Source organism: Bacillus sp. KNSH39, from assembly GCF_052656585.1.
Window position 1 is genome coordinate 224,768 of sequence record NZ_JBQXYO010000001.1, and the last position, 26,572, is coordinate 251,339.

The 26,572-nt window shown below is 34.2% G+C and carries 23 protein-coding genes and 1 pseudogene; 19 read left to right on the top strand and 5 right to left on the bottom strand.

The window, feature by feature from the left end; all coding sequences use genetic code 11:
• Positions 1-46 precede the first annotated feature (46 nt).
• Positions 47-1,150 (bottom strand): CapA family protein, encoded by a 1,104-nt coding sequence (locus ACUL40_RS01140; protein WP_000854536.1) that lies wholly within the window; start codon positions 1,148-1,150, stop codon positions 47-49.
• Positions 1,151-1,353: 203 nt separating this feature from the next.
• Between ACUL40_RS01140 and ACUL40_RS01145 the strand changes: the two genes are divergently transcribed.
• The 3 genes from ACUL40_RS01145 to ACUL40_RS01155 all read left to right on the top strand — a co-directional run bounded on the left by ACUL40_RS01145 (position 1,354) and on the right by ACUL40_RS01155 (position 4,331).
• Positions 1,354-2,070: a DUF554 domain-containing protein gene (locus ACUL40_RS01145; RefSeq protein ID WP_000236030.1), complete on the top strand. Its 717-nt coding sequence runs from the start codon at positions 1,354-1,356 to the stop codon at positions 2,068-2,070.
• A gap of 18 nt (positions 2,071-2,088) precedes the next feature.
• A complete protein-coding gene (locus ACUL40_RS01150) occupies positions 2,089-2,949 on the top strand; it encodes a GNAT family N-acetyltransferase (protein ID WP_336766047.1) in 861 nt (286 codons plus the stop codon).
• Between the two features lie 167 nt (positions 2,950-3,116).
• Positions 3,117-4,331 (top strand): multidrug efflux MFS transporter, encoded by a 1,215-nt coding sequence (locus ACUL40_RS01155; protein ID WP_445422931.1) that lies wholly within the window; start codon positions 3,117-3,119, stop codon positions 4,329-4,331.
• 53 nt (positions 4,332-4,384) lie between these two features.
• Here the strand turns inward: ACUL40_RS01155 and ACUL40_RS01160 are convergent, their stop codons facing one another.
• Positions 4,385-5,146, bottom strand: a complete 762-nt coding sequence (locus ACUL40_RS01160; protein ID WP_000982900.1) for a DODA-type extradiol aromatic ring-opening family dioxygenase — start codon at positions 5,144-5,146, stop codon at positions 4,385-4,387.
• A gap of 211 nt (positions 5,147-5,357) precedes the next feature.
• Here ACUL40_RS01160 and ACUL40_RS01165 point away from each other — a divergent pair, with 211 nt between their 5' ends.
• The 11 genes and pseudogenes from ACUL40_RS01165 to ACUL40_RS01215 form a co-directional block, all read left to right on the top strand.
• On the top strand, positions 5,358-6,281 hold the full coding sequence (locus tag ACUL40_RS01165; protein ID WP_001102581.1) for an alpha/beta hydrolase: 924 nt from the start codon (positions 5,358-5,360) through the stop codon (positions 6,279-6,281).
• A gap of 265 nt (positions 6,282-6,546) precedes the next feature.
• Positions 6,547-7,191, top strand: a complete 645-nt coding sequence (locus ACUL40_RS01170; protein ID WP_000390211.1) for a LytTR family DNA-binding domain-containing protein — start codon at positions 6,547-6,549, stop codon at positions 7,189-7,191.
• Between the two features lie 127 nt (positions 7,192-7,318).
• The gene (locus ACUL40_RS01175) at positions 7,319-8,833 is read left to right on the top strand and encodes an acetyl-CoA hydrolase/transferase family protein (protein ID WP_326038304.1); all 1,515 of its coding nucleotides are present in this window, start codon (positions 7,319-7,321) and stop codon (positions 8,831-8,833) included.
• Positions 8,834-9,071: 238 nt separating this feature from the next.
• The gene (locus tag ACUL40_RS01180) at positions 9,072-9,515 is read left to right on the top strand and encodes a GNAT family N-acetyltransferase (protein WP_000701899.1); all 444 of its coding nucleotides are present in this window, start codon (positions 9,072-9,074) and stop codon (positions 9,513-9,515) included.
• Between the two features lie 27 nt (positions 9,516-9,542).
• Positions 9,543-9,902, top strand: coding sequence for a YunG family protein (locus ACUL40_RS01185; protein WP_000342907.1), 360 nt, complete (start codon positions 9,543-9,545; stop codon positions 9,900-9,902).
• Positions 9,903-9,955: 53 nt separating this feature from the next.
• Positions 9,956-11,281, top strand: coding sequence for a bifunctional S-methyl-5'-thioadenosine deaminase/S-adenosylhomocysteine deaminase (locus ACUL40_RS01190; RefSeq protein ID WP_142343300.1), 1,326 nt, complete (start codon positions 9,956-9,958; stop codon positions 11,279-11,281).
• 153 nt (positions 11,282-11,434) lie between these two features.
• Positions 11,435-13,063: a peptide ABC transporter substrate-binding protein gene (locus ACUL40_RS01195; protein WP_000823515.1), complete on the top strand. Its 1,629-nt coding sequence runs from the start codon at positions 11,435-11,437 to the stop codon at positions 13,061-13,063.
• 344 nt (positions 13,064-13,407) lie between these two features.
• On the top strand, positions 13,408-14,208 hold the full coding sequence (locus tag ACUL40_RS01200; protein WP_002164570.1) for a hypothetical protein: 801 nt from the start codon (positions 13,408-13,410) through the stop codon (positions 14,206-14,208).
• 123 nt (positions 14,209-14,331) lie between these two features.
• Entirely contained in the window at positions 14,332-14,712 is a 381-nt protein-coding gene (locus tag ACUL40_RS01205; protein ID WP_000838922.1) for a BA_1872 family lipoprotein, read from the top strand.
• A 328-nt stretch (positions 14,713-15,040) separates the two neighbouring features.
• Positions 15,041-17,086 carry a class I SAM-dependent methyltransferase gene (locus ACUL40_RS01210; RefSeq protein WP_144639874.1) on the top strand — a complete coding sequence of 682 codons (2,046 nt, stop codon included), beginning with the start codon at positions 15,041-15,043 and terminating at the stop codon, positions 17,084-17,086.
• Positions 17,087-17,203: 117 nt separating this feature from the next.
• Positions 17,204-17,479, top strand: a pseudogene (locus ACUL40_RS01215) (SPASM domain-containing protein); the annotation flags it as partial.
• A 117-nt stretch (positions 17,480-17,596) separates the two neighbouring features.
• Here the strand turns inward: ACUL40_RS01215 and ACUL40_RS01220 are convergent.
• Positions 17,597-18,127: a GNAT family N-acetyltransferase gene (locus ACUL40_RS01220; RefSeq protein WP_000484221.1), complete on the bottom strand. Its 531-nt coding sequence runs from the start codon at positions 18,125-18,127 to the stop codon at positions 17,597-17,599.
• 144 nt (positions 18,128-18,271) lie between these two features.
• Between ACUL40_RS01220 and ACUL40_RS01225 the strand changes: the two genes are divergently transcribed.
• The 3 genes from ACUL40_RS01225 to ACUL40_RS01235 all read left to right on the top strand — a co-directional run bounded on the left by ACUL40_RS01225 (position 18,272) and on the right by ACUL40_RS01235 (position 20,980).
• Positions 18,272-18,970 carry a response regulator transcription factor gene (locus ACUL40_RS01225; protein ID WP_000414517.1) on the top strand — a complete coding sequence of 233 codons (699 nt, stop codon included), beginning with the start codon at positions 18,272-18,274 and terminating at the stop codon, positions 18,968-18,970.
• Positions 18,936-20,048 (top strand): HAMP domain-containing sensor histidine kinase, encoded by a 1,113-nt coding sequence (locus tag ACUL40_RS01230; protein ID WP_445422947.1) that lies wholly within the window; start codon positions 18,936-18,938, stop codon positions 20,046-20,048. The genes ACUL40_RS01225 and ACUL40_RS01230 overlap by 35 nt, the downstream gene beginning before the upstream one ends.
• Before the next feature lie 71 nt (positions 20,049-20,119).
• Complete coding sequence (locus ACUL40_RS01235; protein WP_000265298.1) at positions 20,120-20,980, top strand: M23 family metallopeptidase; 861 nt, start codon at positions 20,120-20,122, stop codon at positions 20,978-20,980.
• Between the two features lie 60 nt (positions 20,981-21,040).
• On the opposite strand, the gene ACUL40_RS01240 is transcribed toward ACUL40_RS01235, so the two are convergent.
• On the bottom strand, positions 21,041-22,336 hold the full coding sequence (locus ACUL40_RS01240; RefSeq protein ID WP_001030679.1) for an Nramp family divalent metal transporter: 1,296 nt from the start codon (positions 22,334-22,336) through the stop codon (positions 21,041-21,043).
• A 478-nt stretch (positions 22,337-22,814) separates the two neighbouring features.
• Here ACUL40_RS01240 and trhO point away from each other — a divergent pair, with 478 nt between their 5' ends.
• The gene (trhO, locus tag ACUL40_RS01245) at positions 22,815-23,774 is read left to right on the top strand and encodes an oxygen-dependent tRNA uridine(34) hydroxylase TrhO (RefSeq protein WP_000246214.1); all 960 of its coding nucleotides are present in this window, start codon (positions 22,815-22,817) and stop codon (positions 23,772-23,774) included.
• 199 nt (positions 23,775-23,973) lie between these two features.
• Here trhO and ACUL40_RS01250 read toward each other — a convergent pair whose 3' ends face one another.
• The gene (locus ACUL40_RS01250) at positions 23,974-25,449 is read right to left on the bottom strand and encodes a hypothetical protein (RefSeq protein WP_445422930.1); all 1,476 of its coding nucleotides are present in this window, start codon (positions 25,447-25,449) and stop codon (positions 23,974-23,976) included.
• Between the two features lie 175 nt (positions 25,450-25,624).
• On the opposite strand from ACUL40_RS01250, the gene panE reads away from it, so the two are divergent.
• On the top strand, positions 25,625-26,569 hold the full coding sequence (panE, locus tag ACUL40_RS01255) for a 2-dehydropantoate 2-reductase (RefSeq protein ID WP_072770018.1): 945 nt from the start codon (positions 25,625-25,627) through the stop codon (positions 26,567-26,569).
• The last annotated feature ends 3 nt before the right edge of the window (positions 26,570-26,572 follow it).

Here is a 26,572-nt window from a genome sequence, read left to right on the forward strand (position 1 = left end):
CACCTATTCTGTAAAGTATATTACAGAGAAATAGATCTTGAGCTGTCTAGTTTCGTTTGTTTTTTATTTTCCCTGTATCATCAATTTCTACATCAGTTGAAATTGTTTGTAAATATTGAAGAGCTTTTTTCTTTTCTCCTTCATTTACAGGGGAAACTTGGTTGTTGCGAATGATATAAGGATTGAATGACATTTGGACATCCTTTCCTTTAAAAGTTAAAGTTAATACGCCAGTTTCAGCGCTTTTCCCATTCACATAACTCGGGAATAAAAAGTTACCTAATGAGTAAGCGATAGGAACTTTATTATAATACTCAAACCCTTGTAACCAATGTGGATGGCTCCCGACAATTGCGTTAGCTCCTGCTTCAACCATTTTAGGTACATATTGCTTTTGGTATTCTACCGGACGATTTGATTTTTCAACGCCCCAATGCATATAGACGATTAAATAGTCTGCATCTTTCTTTTGTTCTTTAATTGTTTTTGTTACAAGATTTAAATCATAGCCATTCGCAACGCCAGGTTTATTCTCACCAGCTACCCAATTAGAATCAGGCATAAATCGAACGAAGGAAAGAAATTTAAACTTTTTCCCTTTTACGGTCATTTCTCGTGCTGTATATGCATCTTTCGCATTTTTTCCGGCTCCAATGTAAGGGAACTTTAATTTTTCTACGTGAGAAATCGTATCTAATAATCCATCTTGCCCATAATCAAGTGTGTGGTTATTCCCAATATTTACGATGTCATATCCAGTGTTTTTAATAGCTTGTAGTGTAGATGGATCACTTTTAATCCAAAACAGTTGCCCAGGTGCTTTCTTTTCTTTCGTTGTAAATGCCGACTCTAAATTCACAAAAGAAATATCAGCTTTTTTTATTTCTTCTTTTACATGTTGGAATGGGTAATCAGCCCCATTCTTTTCGATTATAGGACGTAATTGCCAATCAAACATTGTATCACCAGAGAAGGTGAGTGTGATTTCTTGGTCTTCTATTTTCTTTTCGCTTTTTGAAGCGGTTTTACTAGATTTGTTTTGCAAATCGGGTTTGTCTTTTGCTTTTGAAATAAAAGAGTAATTGATTAATAAAACAATCGGTGTAATGAAAAAGGCTATTAACAAAAATCGTTTTAGTAAAGTTTTCATATATACCTTCCCTTTTAATATTATCCCGCAATTAAATTAACACTGAATCTATTAAAGGTAATTAAAGTTACAAAAAATAGCGGGTTATGTAGTGGAAAACATTTGTTAATATTCTCAATATTAAGTTAACATATAGATAACCTGTAAATCAATGTATAAACCAAAATATAGAAATAAAGAATTCGAAGGGTGAAGAATGAGAAATGGTTATATTAGGAGCAGTTGTAAATGGAATTTGTATTATATTTGGTACTTTACTTGGTAAATTATTTAGTAGGATTCCAGAAAGTATGAAAGGGACGATAATGCACGCAATCGGTTTAGCGGTTACTGTGCTTGGGCTTCAAATGGCATTAAAAAGTGAAAACTTTCTTGTTGTCATACTGAGTTTAGTGATTGGTACGGTAATTGGAGAATGGTTACAATTAGAAGAAAAGTTAAAACATTTAGGGGATTGGCTAGAAAATAAAGTTGGATCGAAAGGGAAAGGTAGCATATCAGAAGGTTTTGTAACAGCTACTTTAATTTTTGCAATTGGCGCGATGGGGATACTTGGTGCACTTGACAGTGGGATTCGCGGAAATCATGATATTTTATTTACAAAGGCGATTATCGATGGATTTATTTCTATTATATTAACGACAACTCTAGGAATTGGCGTAGTATTTTCGGCAATTCCAGTTGTTTTATATGAAGGTGGTATTGCAGTTTTTGCAACACAAATTAATAGTTTTGTCCCGAAAGAATTAATGAACCAATTTATAGTGGAGATGACGGCTACGGGCGGCATTATGATATCTGCTATTGGATTGAACTTGCTTAGTATTATTAAAATCAAGGTGGCAAATTTACTTCCAGGTATATTGGTAGTGGGTGTAATTGTTTCAATTATTTATGGTTACGGTTTGTTAGTAAATTAGTAGAGGATGGAAACACATATGGAGGAATTTCAATTTACAAAACGTGTGCATAAAATATTGGAGATTGCAGCAAAAGAGAGTGAGTATAACATAATTCACCCAGTCCATCTGTTTATAGGTATGTGTAAAGAAGGTACAGGAGTTTGCGCTGAGTTATTTATGTATTTGTTTCACAAAGTCGGTCCAGATTTTTTAGAAAAACTTTCGTTACGAAAACAATTCGATTTACATAATCAAGAGTATAAAAAAATAGGGCAATATAAACTATCTTATAAGGCGATAGAAATTTTACAAATAGCGAAGAAACGTATGGAACGCTTTCAGCAAGTAGTAGTAAATGAAGGACATGTTATGTATGCATTATTTCATGTAGATACAAATATTGGTGGATTTATACATACACAAATGCAAGAAGATATATTACGTATTACAGCTGCACCGAGAGACTTAGCGGTTGATTTAAATAGTTTTAAATCTATTTATAATACATTATTTTGTCATGTAAGAAGAGTTAGTCCTTCTGATTTTGATAAGTTATCACGATTTGTAGTGGATGAATTTGGTGAACGGTGGTTACAGTCGGTTGATTATGGATTTCGGACATATAACGAAAAGTTACCTATCTATATTGCACAGCAGGAGGAAGTAATAGTTGGTTTCGCCTGTTACGATGTAGTGAGAGGAAAGAAAGGCTTGTTTGGTCCAATGGGCATAGCGAAACAAAATCGTGTGAAAGGTGTAGGAAAAGAATTATTGCATCATTGTTTATATAATATGAAGCAAGATGGATATGAATATGCGATTATTGGACAAGCAGGTCCCATTGAGTTTTACAAGAGAAATTGTAATGCTCGTTTAATACCGATAGATAATAAGTAACCAACTTCATATAGAGGAGTTGGTTTTATTATGAAAATGATGTAGAGATGTAGTGTTTTTTACTAGAAAATAGCGGGTTTTGTAGTAAATCTTGCATATAAAGCAAATTACTAAACTTTTTACAAGAAAGGGTGTAGAATGGGTATCTAAAGAAAGAAGGTGTGAAAATGGCCAGCTGGAAACGGAATTTAATGATTTGTTGGCTAGGTTGTTTTACCACTGCAGCCGGTATGAGTTTAGTAATTCCTTTCTTATCTTTTTATATTGAGGAATTAGGAGTAACTGGCACTTCAAGCATTGCACAGTGGTCGGGACTTGCATTTGGTGTAACATTTTTAATGGGTGCGATCGTATCGCCAATATGGGGAAAGCTTGGTGATATACATGGACGGAAATTGATGCTTATTCGTGCTAGCCTCGGTATGGCGATTATTATGACGCTTATGGGGTTTGTAACGGATGTGTATCAACTAGTCGCACTAAGATTTTTAATGGGAGCAGTATCTGGTTTCCTTTCAACAGCGATGACATTTATTGCAGCAGAAACTCCGAAAGAACATTCAGGTTGGGCGATTTCCACAATTTCAACTGGTGGTGTGAGCGGTTCGTTACTTGGCCCGTTACTTGGCGGTTATTTGTCTGAGTTAATTGGAATGCGTCATGTCTTTCTTGTTACGGGAGCTTTTTTATTCCTTTCCTTTCTCATCGTTTTTTTCTTCCTGCATGAAGAAAATCACTCTGCTCAAGCAAAAAAAACACAGCCGAAAAAAGTATGGACGATGGTCCCAGCGAAGCATTTAATTATTAGTTTATTTGTAACAACATTTATTATTCAACTTGCTAATATGTCAGTTCAACCAATTGTTACATTGTACGTGAAAAATTTAGTAGGTCCTCATACTGCACATATTGAAACAATTGCGGGTGCAGTTATGTCAGCGACAGGATTAGCAGTTATTTTGGCAGCACCAAGACTAGGAAGATTATCAGATCATATCGGTCCTCAAAAAACGTTAGTTGTAGCGTTATTTGCTGCAGGAACTATTTTTATCCCGCAAGCATTTGTAACGTCAGCTTGGCAACTATTAATTCTTCGATTTTTATTAGGTATCGCACAAGCAGGATTATTACCTTCCGTACAAACTCTACTAAAACAACATACACCAACCCATGTTACGGGACGAATATTTGGATATAATCAATCATTTCAGTTTTTAGGAAATATGATGGGTCCAGTGCTCGGGGGACAAATTGCAGCGCATGCAGGTTTCCAATATGTTTTCCTCTCTACATCTTCACTATTATTTATTGCGTGTATTTGGGTTTATTTTCATAATAAGAACGAAGAGGTATCAGAGAACCGACATTTGGAAGTTAGTTAACTAAGTGAATGAAAAAGAAAAAGGATGAAGCAGCATGTGCTTCATCCTTTTCTTTAAAATCGAACACAAAGATAACTTAATGTACCAAGCTCGTAACTACGGTGAATGACTTCACCGCTATTTTCACCACTTCCCATAGCGATAAATAAAGGAACAAAATGTTCTGCTCTTGGTACTGCTAATTGTGCATGAGGAGCATTTTTCTCCCAATTAAACAATGCATCTTTATCGTTATTCTGCATATGTTTAATAATCCAATCATCAAATTCAATTGCCCATTTTTCAGGTGTAGTTTGATTCCATTTCAGTGCTCGTAAATTATGAACGGTAACGCCACTCCCGATTACTAAAATATCTTCTTGTCCGAGTCCTTTAAGTGCTTCTCCAATTTCAAATTGTTCTTTTGCAGAAAGGAATGGATTGACTGATATTTGCACGACAGGAATATTTGCTTCTGGATACATGCGGTGCAGGAGTGTCCATGAACCATGATCTAAACCTCTCGTCATATTATGATGGACTGAAATACCTTTGTTCTTAAATTTTGTTTCTAAAATAGATGCAATATGAGAAGAGCCTTTCGCACGATATTTGATTTCGTATAACTCAGGGGGAAAACCTCCAAAATCATAAATTGTTTCATACTCGTTATCTGATGAGGAAATCGTTAATACTTCACTTTCCCAATGAGCAGTGAAAATAACAATTGCTTTCGGTTTATATGTTTCTCCAAGTGTTTTTAAAAATCGTGTATAGTCTGTATCTTGAATAGCGAGCATAGGCGAACCATGTGCTAAAAATAATGATGGCATCATAATAGTAGGAACCTCCTAAAAATTATATAGTTACTTTATGTAAGTAACTATATAATTTTATTTTGAATTCGTCAAGAAATTAGTTTAAAAGCAAGTCTGAAAAATACATCATTTGTCATAATGAAAGCAATTACATATAATATAAAATAAGAAAAGTGAATGGATATTCATTTTCTTAAAGCTATACATAATAGAGTTGGGGGCTGACGAAATGAATGTACAGGAAAGTTTCGTTACGGCATTGGATGGATCGGAAATTTATTTGCGTAAGTGGTTACCAGAAGGAGATCCGAGAGGAATTATTCAAATTGCACATGGCATGACAGAGCATGCAGGGGTGTATACAGAATTTGTAGATGCTTTATTGGAAGCAGGGTATGGTGTTTATGCGCATGATCATAAAGGACATGGGAAAACAGTAAAAAAAGAAGAAGATTATGGTCATTTTGAACCAAATATAGGCTGGAATCAAGTTGTATCGGATGTTATCTTTGTTTCAGAAAAGATAAAAGAAGAGCAGTCAAGTCCTTTGTTTTTACTTGGACATAGTATGGGTTCTTTTTTATCAAGACGTGCTGTACAACTTAGAGGCGAATTATATGATGGATTTCTGATTTCAGGAACAGGTGGAAATCCAGGGCTTTTAGGAGCTATTGGTCATAAAGTAGCAACAATCGAAATGAAATTGCGTGGGGCAAAAACGAAAAGTCCAATGTTAAACTTTTTATCTTTCGGAAACTTCAATTCGAACTTTAAGCCAAATCGTACAAAATTTGATTGGTTATCTTCAGATAATAATCAAGTTGATAAATATATTGCGGATCCGTTATGTGGTTTCATTTGTACGACGAGTTTTTACCGAGAATTATTTTCTGGTGTATTAGAAGTAAATAAACTAGAAGAATACAAGAAGACGCCAAAGAATCTTCCAATACATATATTCTCTGGTGATCGTGATCCTGTTGGCGATATGGGGAAAGGTGTAAAAGAAGTATATGAAAACTATAAAAAATGTGGTGTGAAAGACGTGACACTACGTTTATATGAAAATGGTAGACATGAAATGTTTCATGAAGTAAATAAGGATGAAGTATTTAAAGATTTAATTTCGTGGTTAGATGCGCATAATAAATGAGAAAGATAATCCCAAACTGTTTGTAGTTTGGGATTATTTATTATACAGAAATAGGGGCAATAAATTCTTAAATTCACTTTACTTAATAAAAAATAAAAAAATATTGTATGAGAGGAAACCTCACTTTTCTGAAGTGAGGTTTTTTGTAGTAACGAAGTAATAGTGAATAAAACTAATTTTAAAAGTAATTTAAAATTAAACTTTTTATAAAGCAACAGATGCTCGTTCATAATAGTAGTATAATAGTGAATGAGGTGTTAATAGAATGGAAGATAGAACGTTAGGTTTATTACTAGATGTTGTTGGGGAACTATTTTCAGATGAAATTTCAATTGCTGTTTCGAATACGAAAGAATATATTTACTATCGGCCAAGTAAACGAATTGATTTAAAGATTAGTGTCGGGGATCCTATAAAGGAAGGAACGATTGCTCATAAAGCGATGGTGATGAATCAAAAAACATCTGAGTTTATGAATCGGGATGTTTTTGGTATTCCTTATCATGGAATGGCTGTACCATTTTCAAACAATGGAAAGCTTGAAGGGTGCGTGACGGCAATTTATCCAGCTTTAACGGATGGAAAGTCAGTTGTTACTTTAAAAACAACAGACGGCTGGATTCCGGTTCCTTTTTCAAAGGTTATGTATTTAGAGGCTAAAGATAAAAAGACGTATGTGAATTCAGAAGAGTTATCAGGAACACATAAATACTCTCTGCAAGAATTCGAATACTTGCTTCCGAAAGATTCATTTATTAGATGTCACCGTTCGTTTATTGTAAATGTTAATCATATTAAAGCGATTTATCCTGATACCCATTCTACTTTTGTACTTTCGATGGATAATGGTGAGAGAGTACCAGTTAGTCAATCATACGCTAGTTATTTCCGTAAACTTCTAGGATTCTAAATTTTTCTGCTTTAGAACCTAGATTTGCTGTTCTGTCTGAATTTTCGGCATTGTATACTAAAATCCCTATTTTGATAGTGTTAATGTGTAAAATAATTATGAATATTCAATGAGAGAGGGATTACATATGGAGAACAATTTAGATAGAATCAGAGATCAACGTCTAAAAGATCGGGTAGTTACACCTGAAGAAGCAGCTTCCTGGATTCAAAGTGGAATGACTTTAGGCTTAAGTGGGTTTACACGTGCAGGTGATGTAAAAGCAGTCCCATTTGCGCTTGTAAACCGAGTTAAGAATGATGAATCTTTTAAAGTAAATGTTTATACTGGGGCTTCTTTAGGATCGGATGTAGACAAATTATTTGCTGAGGCAGGAATTTTAGGGAAAAGATTACCTTTCCAAGCTGACGCTACTATGCGAAAAGGAATTAATAACGGAGACTTTTTATTTGTGGATCAACACTTGTCTCATACAGCAGAGTTACTCCGTGCTGACGTTCTGGATATAGATTTCGCTATTTTGGAAGCGGTTGCGATTACAGAGGACGGAATGATTATTCCAACCACTTCAATTGGAAATTCCTTAGCGTTTTCCTTAAATGCTAAGTCTATTATTATTGAAATGAATATGGCTCAATCCGCGCAATTAGAGGGGCTACATGATCTATATGAACCAGGTAAACAAGGGGAGAGGCTTCCAATTCCGCTTGTGAAAACAGATGACCGAATTGGAACAATCGGTATTCCAATTGATCCTGAAAAAGTAAAGGGAATTGTGTTTACGAATCAATTGGATTCGCCATCGACAATTGTTCCTCCGGATGAAGAAACTGTTATTATGGCACAGCATTTAATAGAATTCCTTCGAGAAGAAGTCAAAGTAGGCCGATTAACAAATCGTTTAGCGCCGTTACAATCAGGAATTGGTTCAGTGGCTAACGCCGTATTGCATGGAATGTTAGATTCAGAATTTGAAGATTTAGAAGTATATTCCGAGGTTTTACAAGATGCAGTTTTTGATCTTATGGATGCTGGAAAAGTCAATTTTGCTTCTTGTTGTTCTATCACGCTTTCTGAAGAGAAAATGCAACAAGTATTTTCTAACTTTGAAAAATATCGTGACAAATTAATGATGCGTCCACAAGAGATTTCCAATCATCCTGAAATTATTCGTCGCCTTGGATTAATCTCAATTAATACTGCATTAGAATTAGATATATACGGAAATGTTAACTCTACTCACGTTTTAGGTACAAAAATGATGAATGGTATTGGTGGGTCTGGTGATTTTGCAAGAAATGCTCGCCTAGCTATCTTTGTTACTAAATCGATTGCGAAAGGTGGTAACATTTCAAGTATCGTTCCTTTCGTTTCTCATGTAGACCATACTGAACATGATGTAGATGTTATCGTCACTGAACAGGGATATGCCGACTTAAGGGGACTTGCGCCAAGAGAAAGAGTGGAACTTATTATTGAGAATTGCGTACATCCAATGTATCGTGAACAGCTACGAGCTTATTACGAAGAAGCAAAAATAAGAGGTGGACAAACTCCTCATATTTTAGAAAAAGCTTTTTCTTGGCATACGAACTATGCTAAAAATGGAACAATGCTTGAAGCGGTAGTAGAAACTGTATAGGTTTGTATCGTACGAAATAGTAAAACGAATGAGTGAGCTTGAAGATTAAATTTTAGAAAAAGAGAACGCCAACTTTTAGGGATGGCGTTCTTTTTCTTTAAAAAAATTGTTGAAAATCGTACTGATTATAATAAAGATTTATAAAATCGATTTCTATTTTATGGAAATTAAAGGTTTTTTTGAAGTGCTTTCCGAATCAATTTAGTAGTGTACATATTGAAAGTGAGGAAAAAGAATCATGAAGATAAGAGAAGCATTATTAAGTGAAGCAAATGAATTAAGTGAACTCGCACTGCATTCAAAAGCAACGTGGAATTATAGTGAAGAATTCATACTTGCTTGTAAGGAAGATTTAACAATTACGGAAGAGTACATAAAAAATAATTTTGTATATGTTTTAGTAAACGATAATGCGAAGATTGGTTTTTTCTCATTTTTACGTAATGATAAAGCTCTCGATTTCTTGTACATTCATCCTCATTACAAAGGAAAAGGTTACGGGAAAATACTTTGGGAGTATGTAATAGAAAAAGCCAATGAACTAGGATTAAAAAGTTTTACAATTGATAGTGATCCGAATGCAAAAGGATATTACTTGAAAATGGGAGCACAGTTAATAGGAGAGACACCATCAACTGTCTTTAAGGGTCGTGTACTGCCTCTTTTGAAATATGATGTGTAAAACTATTAATAGTAGGGGAAGATTAGAATGGATGATGTAAAGGAAAAAAGAATATATGAAGCACTAATAAAATCGTGGTCGATTGAAACGAGTTCAAAGTGGACAATTGAAAACCCAGCAAAGGGACAATGTGGTGTTACAGCTCTTGTCGTTCAAGACATATACGGAGGAGAAATTAAAAAGACAAAAGTAAGAGAGGTATGGCACTTTTATAACTTTATAGATGGGCAGAGATTTGATTTTACAGAGACTCAATTCAATGGGAAATTGAATTATATGGATGAAAAGTCAAATCGGGAAGAAGCATTTGCAGATACAAATGAAAAGCAATATAACATTTTGAAGGGAAAAATAACGAAAGAATTAAAATTATCTTTTGACTCTTAATCTTTAATAAGTTACTATAATGGTGGTAACTTATTAAAGGGAACTTCATAGAGTTGAAAGGGGAAATACTTTTGAAAACAACTTATGTAAACGCTACAATTGTAACGATGAATGAACAAAACGAAGTGATAGAAAATGGATATATCATTGTAGAAAATGATCAAATTATAGATGTAAAGAGCGGAGAATTCGCTAATGATTTTGAAGTAGATGAAGTAATTGACATGAAAGGAAAGTGGGTTTTACCAGGGCTTGTAAACACACATACACACGTTGTAATGAGTCTCTTAAGAGGTATTGGCGATGATATGTTATTACAACCATGGCTGGAGACGAGAATTTGGCCACTTGAAAGTCAGTTTACTCCAGAGCTTGCGGTTGCTAGTACGGAATTAGGATTACTTGAAATGGTGAAAAGTGGTACAACATCATTTTCTGACATGTTTAATCCAATTGGAGTAGATCAAGATGCAATTATGGAAACGGTATCAAGGAGTGGAATGCGAGCTGCTGTTTCAAGAACTTTATTTAGCTTCGGAACGAAAGAGGATGAAAAGAAAGCAATTGAAGAAGCTGAGAAATATGTGAAGCGTTACTATAAAGAAAATGGCATGTTAACTACGATGGTTGCACCGCATAGTCCATATACATGTTCTACAGAACTGTTAGAAGAATGCGCACGTATTGCAGTAGAAAATCAAACGATGGTCCATATTCATCTTTCGGAAACAGAGCGTGAAGTACGTGATATTGAAGCACAATATGGAAAACGTCCAGTAGAATATGCAGCGAGCTGCGGATTGTTTAAACGCCCAACAGTTATTGCACACGGTGTAGTATTAAATGACGATGAGCGTGCATTTTTAGCAGAAAATGACGTTCGAGTAGCACATAACCCAAATAGTAATTTAAAACTAGGTTCTGGTATAGCGAATGTAAAAGCGATGCTAGAAGCAGGAATAAAAGTAGGAATTGCAACAGATAGTGTTGCGTCTAACAATAATTTAGACATGTTTGAAGAAATGCGCATAGCGACTTTATTACAAAAAGGTATTCACCAAGATGCAACAGCATTACCAGTTGAAACAGCTCTTTCTCTTGCGACAAAAGGAGCTGCGGAAGTAATCGGGATGAAACAAACAGGGTCACTAGAAGCTGGTAAGTGTGCTGATTTTATTACGATTGACCCGTCTAACAAGCCGCATCTACAACCAGCAGATGAAGTGTTATCACACCTTGTATATGCTGCGAGTGGTAAAGATATAAGCGATGTAATTATTAACGGAAAACGTGTCGTTTGGAATGGCGAATGTAAAACGTTAGATGAAGAGCGTATTATATTTGAAGCACGTCGTTATAAACGAGGTCTGCAAAGATAGATAATTATGTGGCAGTTGAAAAAGCTATCCTTTTAAAAGGATAGCTTTTTTCTTGAACGAATAAATATTCAAAAGAATGTCGCATCTTTCTGTTAGTATTTCTGCTATAATATATTACGCTTTATAATATTTTATATTTAAGGAGAACAACTCATGAAGCGAAAAAAGAGCCATTTAATGGTAATGGCACTTGTTACATCTTTATTATTAACAGCTTGTAATAATAAAGCGAATAAAAGTGATACAGAGGTTAAAAAACAAGTGTTAAATGTAACAGTATCAGAAGAAATTCCTTCTCTGGACACTGCGAAAACAATGGATGGTACATCAGCCCACGTTATGCAGAATATATTTGAGGGGTTATATGTATTAAATGATCAAGATCAGCCTATTCCAGCAGTAGCAAGATCGTTTAAAAGAAGTGAAGATGGTAAGAAATATACATTTGATTTGCGTAAAGATGCAAAATGGTCAAATGGAGACAGTGTGACAGCAAATGATTTTATATTTGCATGGAAACGTGCAATTAATCCTGAAACGGCATCTCAATATGCATACATGCTCTTTTATGTGAAAAATGCGAAAGAGATTAATAAGGGAACAATGCCTCTTGATGCACTTGGGGTTAAAGCAATAAATAATTATACGTTAGAAGTTGAACTCGAACAGCCAGTTCCGTATTTTTTACAGTTGTTAGCACTACCTATATACTTACCACAGCATGAATCATTTTTGAACGAACAAGGAAACAATTATGCATTGGAACCTAGTAATCTCATATATAACGGTCCATTTGTATTAGAAAAATGGAAGCATGAACAAGAGTTTCAATTAAAGAAGAATGCTACATATTGGGATCGAAAGAAAGTGAAATTAGACGAAATAAACTTTCATATCGTAAAGGATACAATGACAGCTGTAAATTTATATGAAGCCGGAGATTTAGATCGAGTACCTATTAATTCGCAAGTTGTAGACAAGTATAAAGGGAATAAGGAATTACATATGTCGAGTGATCCTGGAATTGCTATGCTTCGTTTTAATGAAAAAAATAACGCGTTAGCAAATAAAAAGGTGCGTCAATCTATTTCATTAGCGTTAAATAAAGATGATTTCGTTGCTCACTTTATTAATAACGGAGCAAAACCTGCAAGTGGACTTGTACCAGTTGGTCATGTAAATGAAGTGACTGGTAAAGATTTTAGAAAAGAAAATGGAGATATTTCCTCATATGATTTGCAAAATGCGAAAAAACTTTGGGAAGAAGCGAAAAAAGAGCTTGGGGTAGAACAAGTAAACCTAGAGTTCTTAACGTTCGAACAAGATAACGCAATACGTATGGCAGAATATATAAAAGGTGATTTAGAGAAGAATTTGCAAGGGTTAACGATACAAATTAAACAACAGCCATTTAAGCAAAAATTACAGTTAGAACAAATAGGTGATTACGATATAACTATGGCAAATTGGGGACCTGACTATAAAGACCCAATTAGTTATTTAGAGTTATTTACGACAGGGAATCCGAATAATAAAATGAATTATTCTAATGTTCGTTACGATGAATTAATAAAGAAAGCGAAAACGGATTTTGTACTAGATACGGAAAATCGATGGAAAGCGTTGCGAGAAGCCGAGCAGGTATTATTAGAAGATGCTGCGGTGGCGCCGCTTTATCATATTGGCTCAGCATATGTACAAAAGGATTATGTAAAAGGAATTGAAAAGCATCAATTTGGTGGTATTTATACTTATAAGAATGCTTATATTGCTAATGAATAAATACAAAAAACCTTACTTTTTAAAAGTAAGGTTTTTTTTACAGAGGACCGGGAAATCCTTTGGTGGTGTTCCTAGCATATAAAGAAGAGAAGTGCAAAATTGTAGTTACACATTCATAAGAAGTTGCAACAAATAATATTGAGCAGTTTGTTTAAGTAAAGAGAAGAATAGAAATATAGCATACAAGGAATAAGGGAATGTAGTACAGATCAGCATACAAGCATTTTCTTTCTGTAACTATGTTTGTTTTTAATTATATAAAAAAATATTAGGTTATATATTTTGTCCTTGGTATACTTAAAAGGTAATTTGGGGTATTAAGATGAATTGATAGAGGTGTTTGTGTGGAATTATTTGAGTATTATAAAAAAAGGGGGCGGTTTAAGTGTTTAATTGGGACAGGGATTTTTCTCTTTGGATTATATTGTCTGTATAATAGTTGGGGTGATGTTAATTGGGGAGAAATAATATTTATGGTTATAGCTTCGTTTGTTTTTGGGGGGATTGGATTTTGGCAATTAAGAAAAGGGAACTTATTAGAAGAGAATATAGCTAAAAATGATTTGAAGTTTTGGGATATTGATACTTATGTTTTACTAGAATTACCTCAAAATAATAAACATTACGGTTTATATACTCCCGATGGGGCCTATATAGTAGGAACAACTATGGTTTCAACTGATATAATTTCTTCAAAATTACCTTTTTTAAAAAACAAGCAAGTTATTGGATTGGAAGCAAAGGATGGGGAAACTCTTGCATATTTTCATAGTGAAGTTGAAAACTATGATTGGGCTATTTATGACTCAAATTATAATTGTGTAGGTATGTTTAAAGAAAATATGATACAAGGATTTGGAATGGTACGTGGTTCTTTAATGAATGAAAAAGAGATAAGACTTTCTGAAGTAGAAGTTGAATTTGATTTTTTCGAAACTTCTTTTCGTACAATGGATAACCGGATATTAATAAACTGTAAAAGAGGATATATGCCTTTGGAATGGAGCGAAAGATTCGGATTAAATGTACCTATTATTAAATTAGGTAATAATATTTCTAATGCTGAAAAGATATTTGGTTTAGGGGTTCTTTTCTATATTTTAGAAACAATTAAAGTAAGAAAAAGTAGGGTTTTTAATGATTAGAGTTTCAAAAATTATTTAAAAAAGAAATTGAAGAAAAGCAGTGATTCTTTTTAGGTGTTGGTGTTTTTGAAATAGTTAAAGAATGAATCTTAATTCACATATACATAAAAAAGGGGAATTTCTATGAAATCATTACGTTTATTTATGATTCTCACTCTTGTTGTATTGTTAAGCGCGTGCAATACAGCGACACAAGTTACAAAGGTTCAAAAAAATGGCGAAACGACTTTAAAAATTGGTTCTCTGCAAGGGTATTACGATGTACAAACACTTAAAGCTGAAAAAGGAAATGTGGAAATCCCTTATGAAGCAGCTGTTGAAGAAGGTACGATTTTATTACAAGTTACAAAAGATGATAAGGTTATTTATGAAGAAGAAATCACTTCTCAAAAAGAAGGTTTGCTTTCTTTTGAAGCTTCAAAATCCGGATCATATGATTTAATTGTACGCGTGAAGGGTGAAAAAGAGAAAGCAAAAGAAATTCAAATACATACTAAGCTATGAAAAAACGGTAAGTGGAGTGCACCCGCTTGCCGTTTCCATTTTCAGTTGATTCTGTCACAACATATGTTTATCAATTTAAGAGGTGATCTTCCGAAATTCCTAATGAAGTTAAAATAAGAGATCAACAAAAAATATGTTACAACCTTGGCGTGGTAGTAACGGAATTTATAACTCTCTTTTACACGATAAAAAGACTGGGTTTGATACATTTTTATTCGAAAGAGATGTAGATGGTAAAAAGCAAGTAGTAGTATTTAGGAGAAGGGACATAAGGTGATGCTCTTTTTGGAGAAGGTGTACTAGATCTTACTACCGATATTGATTATATATGGGGGGAAATAAGTTGAAAAGCATTGAAGTTCTAAATACATATATTGAAGGGAGTTCTGTTTCAATCCCTACGTGGTTAAAGCATCTAATTGAGGCAGAGGAGATACATCAAAATTATGAGAATGTACAAGTACTTGGTGCATTAAAAACAGATGCGGTGTTGTACTATGTACACCGTACGCTGCAAGTGTTGGATGGACTGTCTTTAGATGAAGAAGCATATCGTATTATTGAAAAGGTACTAACGTATAGTGAGCTTGCAAAGGTAGGATCTTTAAAACAGCGGGAGCAATGGAAGAAAAAAGGGATTAATCTATTGGTACATAACGAGGGTTCTGCTGATATCTTTAGTGATATTCAGTTTATTGAACGTGTAGAGACAAACTTAAACTCTACTGAGTATTTGTTTATTCAAGATTTAATTAGAACACATGGATTAATCGGGCAGTATATACGCGGGGAGGCTCGTTTGGACTCTCATGTTGATTTAATTAACACATATAAAGAAGAATACGGAGACGTTAGGTTAAAGGAGATTCTATACTATCTTAACCAATGCATTATTGAGGGCGTATCAAAAGCTTTGTGGAGTGAAGTGAAGAACGATGTGAAGATTACAATTGATGGTCTGTTTGATGGTTATATGGAGCCATTTACTTCTCGTATACATAGACTCACGCCAAAACATAAGGAGTCAGCATTTGAAAAAGATATAATTATGGGGAGCGAGAAGAGTGACGTTCAAACATTCCTATCTAATAAGGATTTGTGGTATGTAGAACCTTCTATGCATGCTCTTAGCTTTGAGGATATTTGGACAGTTTTTGTTATGTTAAAGAATGAGATAGGCACTAGAAAAGTTCAGCATATACATTTCGAGAAATTGATGCAGCAGCTACATTATGATTTCAAAGGCGAAAAAAAGGACAACGTGTATCGTAAGCGAGTTATTGAGAAGTATCTACGGGAGTACCGTGAGAACGAGAAACCGAATACAACGCATGTTTCTTTTCAGGTTAAAGTCGATGAAGATATGAAGACTGCGTATGTGTCGTTTCGGTTTTCTGCTGTAGGTGAGGCGTTAATTACCTTCTGTGTAGAGGCAGAAAAGATAGATATGATGCATGCTCGGGCAAATGTGCTGCTGTTTGATTTCTTCGGGTTACGAAAGGATGCATATGATAGATTCCATAACGAAGAAGTGTATCTGGAGCATATGAATAGCTCGGCTGATGATAAACGAATTATTCTTGATTATATAAAGGGAGATACGATTGTAGATGTCGGAGCCGGTGGTGGTGTCATGCTAGACATGATTGAAGAAGAGACCGAGGATAAACGAATCTACGGTATCGATATTTCCGAAAACGTGATTGATACGTTGAAAAAGAAGAAGCAGAACGAGGGGCGTTCTTGGAACGTCATTAAAGGGGATGCAATCAATTTAAGCAGCTCATTTGAAAAAAAATCGGTTGATACGATTGTATATTCTTCTATCCTTCATGAGCTGTTCTCTTATATCGAGTATGAAGGTAGGAAATTTAATCATGAAGTAATTAAAAAGGGGCTGCAGAGTGCTTATGAGGTGTTAAAGCCAGGAGGCCGTATTATCATTCGTGATGGCATCATGACCGAAGATAAAAGGTTAATGCGGGTGATTCGTTTTAAAGATGCAGGCGGAATGAAGTTCTTAGAGCAGTATGTCCAAGAATTTAAGGGGCGTATAATCCAGTATGAGGTACTTGCAGACAATACAGTCAAAATGCCTGTTAATGATGCAATGGAGTTCTTATATACGTATACTTGGGGTGAGGATTCCTTTGTTCATGAAGTGCAGGAGCAGTTTGGAATTTTTACGCCAAACGACTATAAGGACTTCGTAAAGGGTATCTTTGGAGATAAAGTAAATATCGTTCAAGCTATGAACTATTTGCAGGATGGATATACAAACCATCTTAGCGAGAAAATCGAGTTTACAGATGAGTCTGGGAATGCTGTTACGCTACCAGATAGTACGTTCTTTATGGTTTTAGAAAAGAGGTAATGATGTTGAAAGACTTTAAAAATATAATTTTAAGAAACTTAATTTAATAGTCTTCAGTTAAATAGCGTATTTTTAGAGTAATGAAAAATTCCTAATTTCTTAACTTTATACCGAGAAACATATCCAAGTGGGGTATTGACGATTAAAACCGGGAATATTAGAACAAATTCGCTAGCTGAAATCTATCGAAACTCCCCTGTTTTTCAAAATCTTCGTAATCCTGACAAGTATAAGGGAAAGTGTGGTGTTTGTGAGTTTCGATATGTTTGTGGGGGATCTCGTTCTAGAGCATATGCAATGACGGGGGATTATATGGAAAGTGAGCCTTTCTGCGTATACGTACCAAAAGCATTGCGAAAACAGAAAAAGAACATAAAAAAGGGCTATGAGTAAAAGCTTACTCACAGCCCTTTTTTAATGTTTTATAATGTATAGTACTTCGCATCCGTCATTAAAAATTCGCTACCTATAACTGTTGTACTGAAACAAGTTTTTTACACATGTATTCTACTAAACCGATTTTAATAAAGAATAAAAATTCGTATCATAGGGAATGTCATCTTGATACATATAATTTTTTAGAACTCCTTCTTTTTCAAAACCTAGTTTTAATAGCACTTTATTGGAAGCTTCATTTTCAAGAAATACAATTGCCCCAATCCGCTTTAAATGAATCGTATGGAAACCGTATGATATAACCTCAGAAACAGCTTCAGTCGCATATCCTTTTCCCCAGTGTTCAGGCAAAAAGGCATAACTTATATTGGCTCGTTTATGCTCAGAAGACCAATCGTGAAAACCAATGGTACCGATGAGTTCTTTCTTGTCTTTTAATTCGATTCCCCATTTTATACCGTTTCTTGCATTGTAACTCAACTTAAAGTTATGAATGATTTGTTTCACTTGATCAACATCTTGTAACGGTTTTTGGCCATAATAGCGCAGTACATTAGTATTAGAAAAGCATTGTAGTATACGCGGTGCATCTTCTTCGGTAAGTTCTCTTAAAATAAGTCTTTCAGTTTTTAATAAAGGAAACATATTTTCGCTCCTTTTCACATGAAAATAGAATGTATTTGTTATTATATAATTTAATCTGAAAATAAAGATTATTCAAGGTGTAAGGGTAGATTTGATTTATGATAAACTTAGATGTGGAATATATTTCAAAAAAGAGGTTTGGAAATGGAAAAAAATTCGATATTAATTGTAGATGACGATAAAGATATTATTCAATTTATTAATGTGAATTTAAAACAAGAAGGTTTTAAAGTTTTTAGTGCTCATAACGGAGAAGAGGCTTTAGAAATAATAAATAATAACAGTATTCAACTTGCTATTTTGGATATTATGATGCCTCAAATGGATGGTATAGAACTTTGTAGAAGGATTAGAGAGAAACATAGTTTACCAATTATGTTTTTAAGCGCGAAATCATCGGATGTAGATAAGGTAATTGGATTTAGTACTGGGGCAGATGATTATATTGTGAAGCCGTTCAGTACAATTGAATTTATCGCAAGAGTGAAAGCTCAATTAAGAAGGTATACATATTTCAATCAAAATGCTCCCCAAGTAATGGAAAAGAAAATAAATATTAGAGGTTTAGAAATAGATGAAGTGTCGAGAACAGTAATGTTATATGGAGAAAGAATCAATCTTACGAAAACTGAATATGATATTTTACACTTAATGGCAGCTGCAAGGAATCGTGTGTTCACAATTGAAGAAATATATGAGAGCGTTTGGAACGAAAGAGCCTATGAAAGTAATAATACAGTAATGGTTCATATTGCAAGATTGAGAAATAAAATTGAAGAGAATCCAAAAGAACCGAAGTTTATTCAAAATGTTTGGGGAGTCGGATATAAAATTGAAGATTAAATTGAAGATTAAATCATTACAAGGCATTAGAGCTAAGTTTTTTATCGCATTCATATGTAGCATCTTGTTAGCGACTGTAAGTATAATAGTGTTTCAAATTTTAGTTGGAAATATATATAGTCAGGTTAATGTTTTAGAGGAAAAATATTCATTTTTATATTTTATAGTTTTTTTGATTTTTACTACAACATACTTTGCATGTATGACAAAAACACTGATGAAAAGGTTGTCTCAAATTAACAAGAACCTGAAGGAAATAAGTGACGGTAATTTTGAAATACATATACCTATTTTGAAAAATGACGAGATTGGTGAACTAGCGGCAAATGTTAATAGAATGGCGAAAAGCTTAAAAGAGTCTATCGAGAATGAAAAAAAATCACAGGAAATGAAAAATGAAATGATTAGTAATATTTCTCATGATTTACGAACGCCAGTAACATCTTTAATCGGTTATGCGGACCTGTTAGGAAATAAACTTCATTCGAATGGAGAGGAATGTGAACAGTATGTAAGTATATTAAAGCGAAAAAGTTATGAATTAAAACATCAAATAGATGATTTATTAGAATACTGTCAAATAAATTATAGAGAGATTGAATTACATAAAGATGAAGTAGATATGAAAGCATTAATTGAACAAATCATGATTGACTTTGTACCACAATTAGATGATGCTAATATGAGCTTTTATATTAAAAGTGATGAAGTGCTGCATGTAGAAGTTGATGTAGCACTTATAGTGAGACTATTTGAAAATGTAATAGGTAATAGTATTATGTATGGAAAAGATGGAAAGGAAATTGCAATTGAAATTTCCAATAAAACAATGAATGTTGAAGTAGAAATTAAAAATTTTGGACAATGCATTCCGAAAGAGGACCTTCCTTACGTTTTTGAGAAATTTTATCGTAGTGAAAAATCACGTAGTTCTCATACGGGCGGGAAAGGAATAGGACTTGCAATTTCAAAAAGTATAGCCGATCTCCATCAAGGGGATATCACTGTACGTAGTAACGATAAAGAAACAGTTTTTACTGTGAAATTACCACAGTATAAAAAAGTAAGAAAGTCGTAAGTATTTCTTTTATATGTCGTAATTTTTACTTTGTATCATTGAGAAAAAGGATATGAGAGTAGGGACGCGACATGTGGAAGGCATTTTTATTAGTAATTATAGTTTCTTTTTTAATTATAAGTTGGATCTTAGTTTATGTAGCTAATGGTGTTACATCAGTTTTTGTTTGGTGGAGTATACAGGCTTTTAGTTTTATTTCAGTTTTCCTCTTGGTAGGATCAGTAATAATATTTTTTTGGAAAGGCATTTTTAGAAAGCGGATAGATAGAACGCTATTTTTAATCATTCTGTTTTCTATCATTGGAGCTTGGCCTGTCGGTTGGTTTGCTAATATAGGTAGAATTGCTTATCCAGCAGATATACAATCTATGAGTCCTAAAGCAGTAGTTCGTTTTCCTTTGAATGAGCGAGCATTAATAGGTTGGGGTGGTGATCGGTTAGAAATGAACTATCACGTTATAAAACCAAATGAAAGGTGGGCATATGATATTCTCATTCCACCTGCTGAAGTGAAAAGTAGTAAGTTAGAGGATTACGGAATATATGGAGCGAAAGTAATGGCACCAGCTTCTGGGACGGTTGTATCAATTAATAATAATGAACAAGATTTAGTTCCGGGATCGGATAATTTTCAGTCAATGGCTGGGAATCATATTTATTTACGACTAGATGAAACGGGCACATTTTTAATTCTTGCCCATTTAAAGAAAGGATCAATTAATGTGAGAGAAGGACAACATGTAAATGAAGGAGAATTTCTTGCTCAAGTCGGTAACTCAGGAAGTTCAAGTGAGCCGCATTTACATATTCATCATCAAAGGCAAGATCCGTCCAAGGTAAGTATGTTTTTTGCGGAAGGATTGCCACTTTACTTTCGAACTGAAAATGGTGTCATGATGCCGGAAAGAGGGACATACACAAGTGGTAACTAGAAGAAAATCATTTCATCCAAAAAGGGTAATCCAAATTAAAATTGGAATACCCTTTTTTCATTACCCTACAAATGTTTGATACAGTAAGAAGATATTTAAAACGATAACGAGTGCTGCAATTATCCAAGCGATAAATGTTGTTATACGGTGGTTAACGAGTGCACCCATAATCTTTTTGTTACTTGTAAACATAATAAGTGGCACTAGTGCAAATGCAATACCGAATGATAAGACGACTTGGCTCATGACTAGAGCGTAAGTTGGATTTACACCTAAAGCGATAATAACTAATGGTGGAATCATTGTAATAAATCGGCGTAAGTATAACGGAATATGCATGCGAATGAAACCTTGCATAATAATATCACCCGACATTGTACCGACAGAAGAGCTAGATAGTCCTGCTGATAAGAGCCCAATTCCAAACAAAGCAGCTGATACAGGACCTACTAAGTTGGTAAATTGAGTGTAAGCAACATCTAAATCTTCAACGTGCAAGCCGTTTTTAAAGAATAGTGCAGCAGCAACAATTAACATACTTGCATTAATTGCTCCAGCAATAACCATTGCAATAATAATATCGATAAATTCGAAACGAAAAATCTTTTTCTTTTGTTCGTCAGTTGTTCCGACCACACGGCGTTGTGTTAATGCAGAATGCAAGTATATTGCATGCGGCATAACTGTCGCACCTAAAATCCCTGCTGCAAGTAATATACTGTCTACACCTTGGAATTTTGGAATAAATAGTCCTGAAAGAAGGGGACTTAATTCTGGTTTTGCATAAAAAACTTGAATCCCAAAAGCAATTACTACAATGAAAATCATTCCTGTAATAATAGCTTCTAGTGGACGAAATCCTCTACGTTGAAATTCAAGGATAATAAATGATCCGGCTGCTGTAATTAAAGCGGCAGGTAGCATCGGGATTCCAAATAGTAAGTAAAGCCCCAATGCAGCTCCAATAAATTCCGCTAAATCTGTAGCCATAATAACTAGTTCACCTTGTATCCATAAACCAATAGACACAGGCTTTGGAAAGTTTTCACGAGCTATTTCGGGTAAATTGTTTCCTGTAGCAATTCCTAATTTAGCTGATAAAGTTTGGATTAATACAGCCATTAAGTTAGAGGCGAGTATAACCCATAATAGTAAATATCCATATTGTGAACCAGCTGCGATATTTGTAGCAAAGTTGCCAGGATCAATATAAGCAACGGACGCTATAAAAGCGGGTCCTAAAAATGGTAACAGTCTTTTCCAGCCTTTTGTTTCTCCACTTAAAGCTAAGTGAGCTGATTGTACGGTTGTACTTTCAGAAGGGAGATGTTCATCTTTTGTTATATCTTTATTCATAGTAGTTTTCCCCTTTAAAATGTTAACTTGATGAAATTATTGTATTTATTCTTACTCATTATTTCAATACATTTAGATATGTTATATGATAATTTCATTTGAACACGAAAGTTTCCTTAATGCAAATTATATGCCTTTATGCAATGGATGGTGTGATAACGTAAAATAAATTGGGAGTTTATGGTGTGATGACGTGGGGAAACATAATAAATTAAAGGGTCAATTTTGAAATTTATGTGAACATAAAGCCGATAATCCAGCATATTAATTGATGGAATTGCATTTGTATGATATATAATATATTGGGATTACAACATAACCATAGTGTTTTGATGTGTAATCTTGTTTTTTATTTTTGTTAACTGATAGAAAATAGTATAAAGAAAAGAAAATGGGATTCATTTTCTTATTATATATGTTTTGATATGAACGTTAACTTATACATGATTTTAAAAATTAGATAGGTGGTAGAAATACATTGGCAACTACAAAACCATACAGAGTATTACTATATTACATGTACACAACAATTGAAAACCCAGAAGAATTCGCGGCAGAGCATTTAGCATTTTGTAATTCACTTGAATTAAAAGGAAGAATTCTTGTAGCGAAAGAAGGTATTAACGGAACTTGTTCTGGAACTGTAGAACAAACAGAGAAATACATGGAAGCAATGAACAATGATCCACGTTTTGACGGTATCGTATTTAAAATAGATGAAGCTGATGGTCATGCATTCAAGAAAATGCACGTGCGTCCTCGTCCAGAGTTAGTTACACTTCGTCTAGAAGATGACATTAACCCACACGAAATAACTGGGAAGTATTTAGAGCCAAAAGATTTTTATGAAGCAATGAAACAAGAAGATACAGTTATCATTGATGCACGAAATGATTATGAGTTTGATTTAGGTCACTTCAAAGGTGCGATTAAACCTGATATCGAATCATTCCGTGAATTACCAGATTGGATTCGTGAAAATAAAGAAGTACTTGAAGGTAAAAAGATTTTAACTTATTGTACAGGCGGAATTCGTTGTGAGAAGTTTTCTGGTTGGTTAGTTCGTGAAGGCTATGAAGATGTAAGTCAGCTTCACGGCGGAATTGTAACGTACGGAAAAGACCCAGAGGTACAAGGTGAGCTTTGGGATGGACAATGTTACGTGTTCGATGAGCGTATTGCTGTACCAGTAAACCAAAAAGAACATGTTATCGTTGGTAAAGACCACTTTACAGGTGAACCTTGTGAGCGCTATGTAAACTGTTCAAATCCAGAATGTAATAAGAAAATTTTATGTTCTGAAGAAAACGAAGCGAAATATTTACGTGCATGTTCTCATGAATGTCGTGTAAGTCCACGTAACCGCTACGTAATACAACATGAATTAACGGAAGAGCAAGTAGCTGCTGCATTAGAGCAAATCGAAGCAGGGAAGTAAACTGAATTCGTATAATAAAAGGGGTACTCCAAGTTTTATTTTGGAGCACCCTTTTTTATTATCCGGTCCTGTCATTTGTCGGTAAGTCGATATATTAAAAAAATCGCTGATATATTTCGAGTTGCGCCGATATAATCGGAAAATCGCTCATAAAAATTTCACTTAATGCAGCGCGCCAAGAATTTGAAAATAACCTTTTTTAATTTTTATCTTCTTTCTCTTTAACGGCAGAAAGTACAGTTTGTTTTACCCAAGCTTTTCTTCGTTTATGCTGTAGACCCCATTGGTATAAACTTTGGGCTCCTAAAATAAGTGAAATGACAATGCCGCTAATCGCAATTAATAGAGCGAAAAATTCAAGAGGTGACGATATTTTGTTTGAATCGGTGTTTCTTAAAAGGTCAATCATAGTAAACCCTAACATTTGGCCCACTACAGAGTAGAGCGTTAAAATTAATAATAAGAGGCTATCTTTTTTAGAGGCGACATTTTCTTGATATTTAAACAAACTATCAAGATTTTGTTTCGCGTTCGAGTATAGAACCTCAATATTAAAAAGTTTTCTTAAACGAAAGAAAATATCTTCACTTTGTGATTGGGATACTAATTCTAAAGAAAAATAATTAGCAGTGAACGAATTGATCGAATAAATTAATTTCTCTATTTCATTAGTATCTTGTTCAATGTTTAGCTCAGCATAGGCGTTAGCCATTTTTAATAAAACAATTTTATGGAATAGGTTTAATAATAAAGCGTAATAAAATTCTCCGTACATTTGACTAGCAAGTTTAGCGATTTTACGTTCTCCTTCATTTGTTACACATGTAAAAATATGTTCTTCCATTATGAAATAACGATTTGGAGCCCATCTCTGGTAAGCGTGTTTTTTTAAATAGTCATGAATGTAAGGAAGGTTATTTGCGCTCACATATGGCTTACCATCACTTGTTAATCCGGAAAGACTAGAAGTACGATAAACATCCGCTTCATTAAGCTCCATACCTTCTTTTAGTGACAATAAAGTTTGGACGTACATTCTTTGGTCTTCGAAGAAAGGGAAGGTTTGAAAGTATGAACTTCTTAATCTCTTCTTTTCAAAGAAATCAGTTACACCATGAAATAAATAACCAAAAATGAATTTTTCAACTTGGGAATACTTTTTTCCGTTACATTCAATACAAATAGTCTCATTTGTATCATTTTTAGTTTCAAGTACACGGAAGCGAGCAGCGAATTCGATTGCTTCAGATAAAGTCATGTTTGGAGCAGTGTTTACTTCTGTTCGAATTGTTAAGAAGCCAAGTTCATAAGGACAAAGTGTGACATCAATAGAGTGTATCTTGAATGGAATTGAAATAAGGTTTGTTGTTAAATGTCCAGTTAAGTTAAGGTCCTTTGAATAACGTTGCAAGCCCTTTTGATGCTCTGAGTGAGGAAAGAGAATTTTATTTGTAAATGAAAGATAGTATGCTTCCATATTTTGATGTGAAACTTTAAACTCCCCATAATATGTATTTTCATCATCGAGATGATCGAGCCGAAAAGGACGAAAATCGTTTTTTTGTAAGAAAGGGAACATCTCTTGTTCATATCCAGCTTTAAACGAAAACGGGAATATAAATTGAAATATAGCTGTTGCTACACCTTTTTCCTCAATTGATTGTATTGCCTCCATCTACATTGTGTCCTTTCCATATATGCTATAGAAACAACATGCCCAAATTTATTTGAAAATAACCACTCTTTTATACTCAATTGAGAGTGAAAATTCAGCTTATTTAGCAGGGAACATGTATAATGTTATGTATACTAAAAGTTATAAAATTGTATTTTGAAAAGGGGGATGCTGTATGCGGATTTTAGTATTAGGCGCTGGTGGAGTCGGAGGATTTTTTGGTGGCAGATTAGTCGAGAAGGGAGAAGATGTCACGTTTCTTGTTCGTAGTAAACGGAAAAAACAATTAGAGGAAAGAGGACTTGTAATCCGAAGTGTTAACGGGGATTTTTCCTTCCGACCGAAATTAATAACGAAAGAAGAGCGAACTTCTCCATTTGATGTTATTTTATTTTCAACAAAAGCGTATCACTTAAACGAGGCAATTCAAGATTTGAAGCCGTTTGTTGGCGAAAATACTGTAATCATTCCATTGTTAAATGGTATCGCTCATTTATCGCTATTACAAAAAGAATTCGGCGAAGAAAAAGTAATTGGCGGTTTATGCTTTATCGAGACGACGTTAAACGATCAAGGAGAAATTGTACAAACCAGCGCTGCCAACAGACTTGTGTTTGGAGAAATTAAGTCTCAAAATTCAGAGAGAGTAAAGCATATTTCTAAAGCATTTTCAGGTACGAAATCTAGTTTTGTTTTAAGTGAAAATATTACGCAAGATATGTGGCATAAATATTTATTTATTACTGTAATGTCAGGTGTGACAACGTTAATGCGTGCACCAATTGGACCAATCCGTGAAAGTGAAGGCGGCCGTGATTTTATCCGTAATGTGTTTGAGGAATCTGTACAAATCATGAGAGTATTAGGAGCTCCAGTAAAGGCTAATATTGCCCAGGAACATATGAAAACGATTGATAAAATTTCGTATGATATGAAGTCATCAATGCAACGTGATATGGAAAAGGGTTCGTTTATTGAAGGGAAGCACTTGCAAGGATATTTACTGGATGTAGCAGAGCAATTTTCTATAGCGGCACCATTATTAGGCACTATATATCAAAATTTAAAGGTGTATGAAGAGATGACCTTTAACAGATCTGTAATAGAATTAGATGTATGAAAA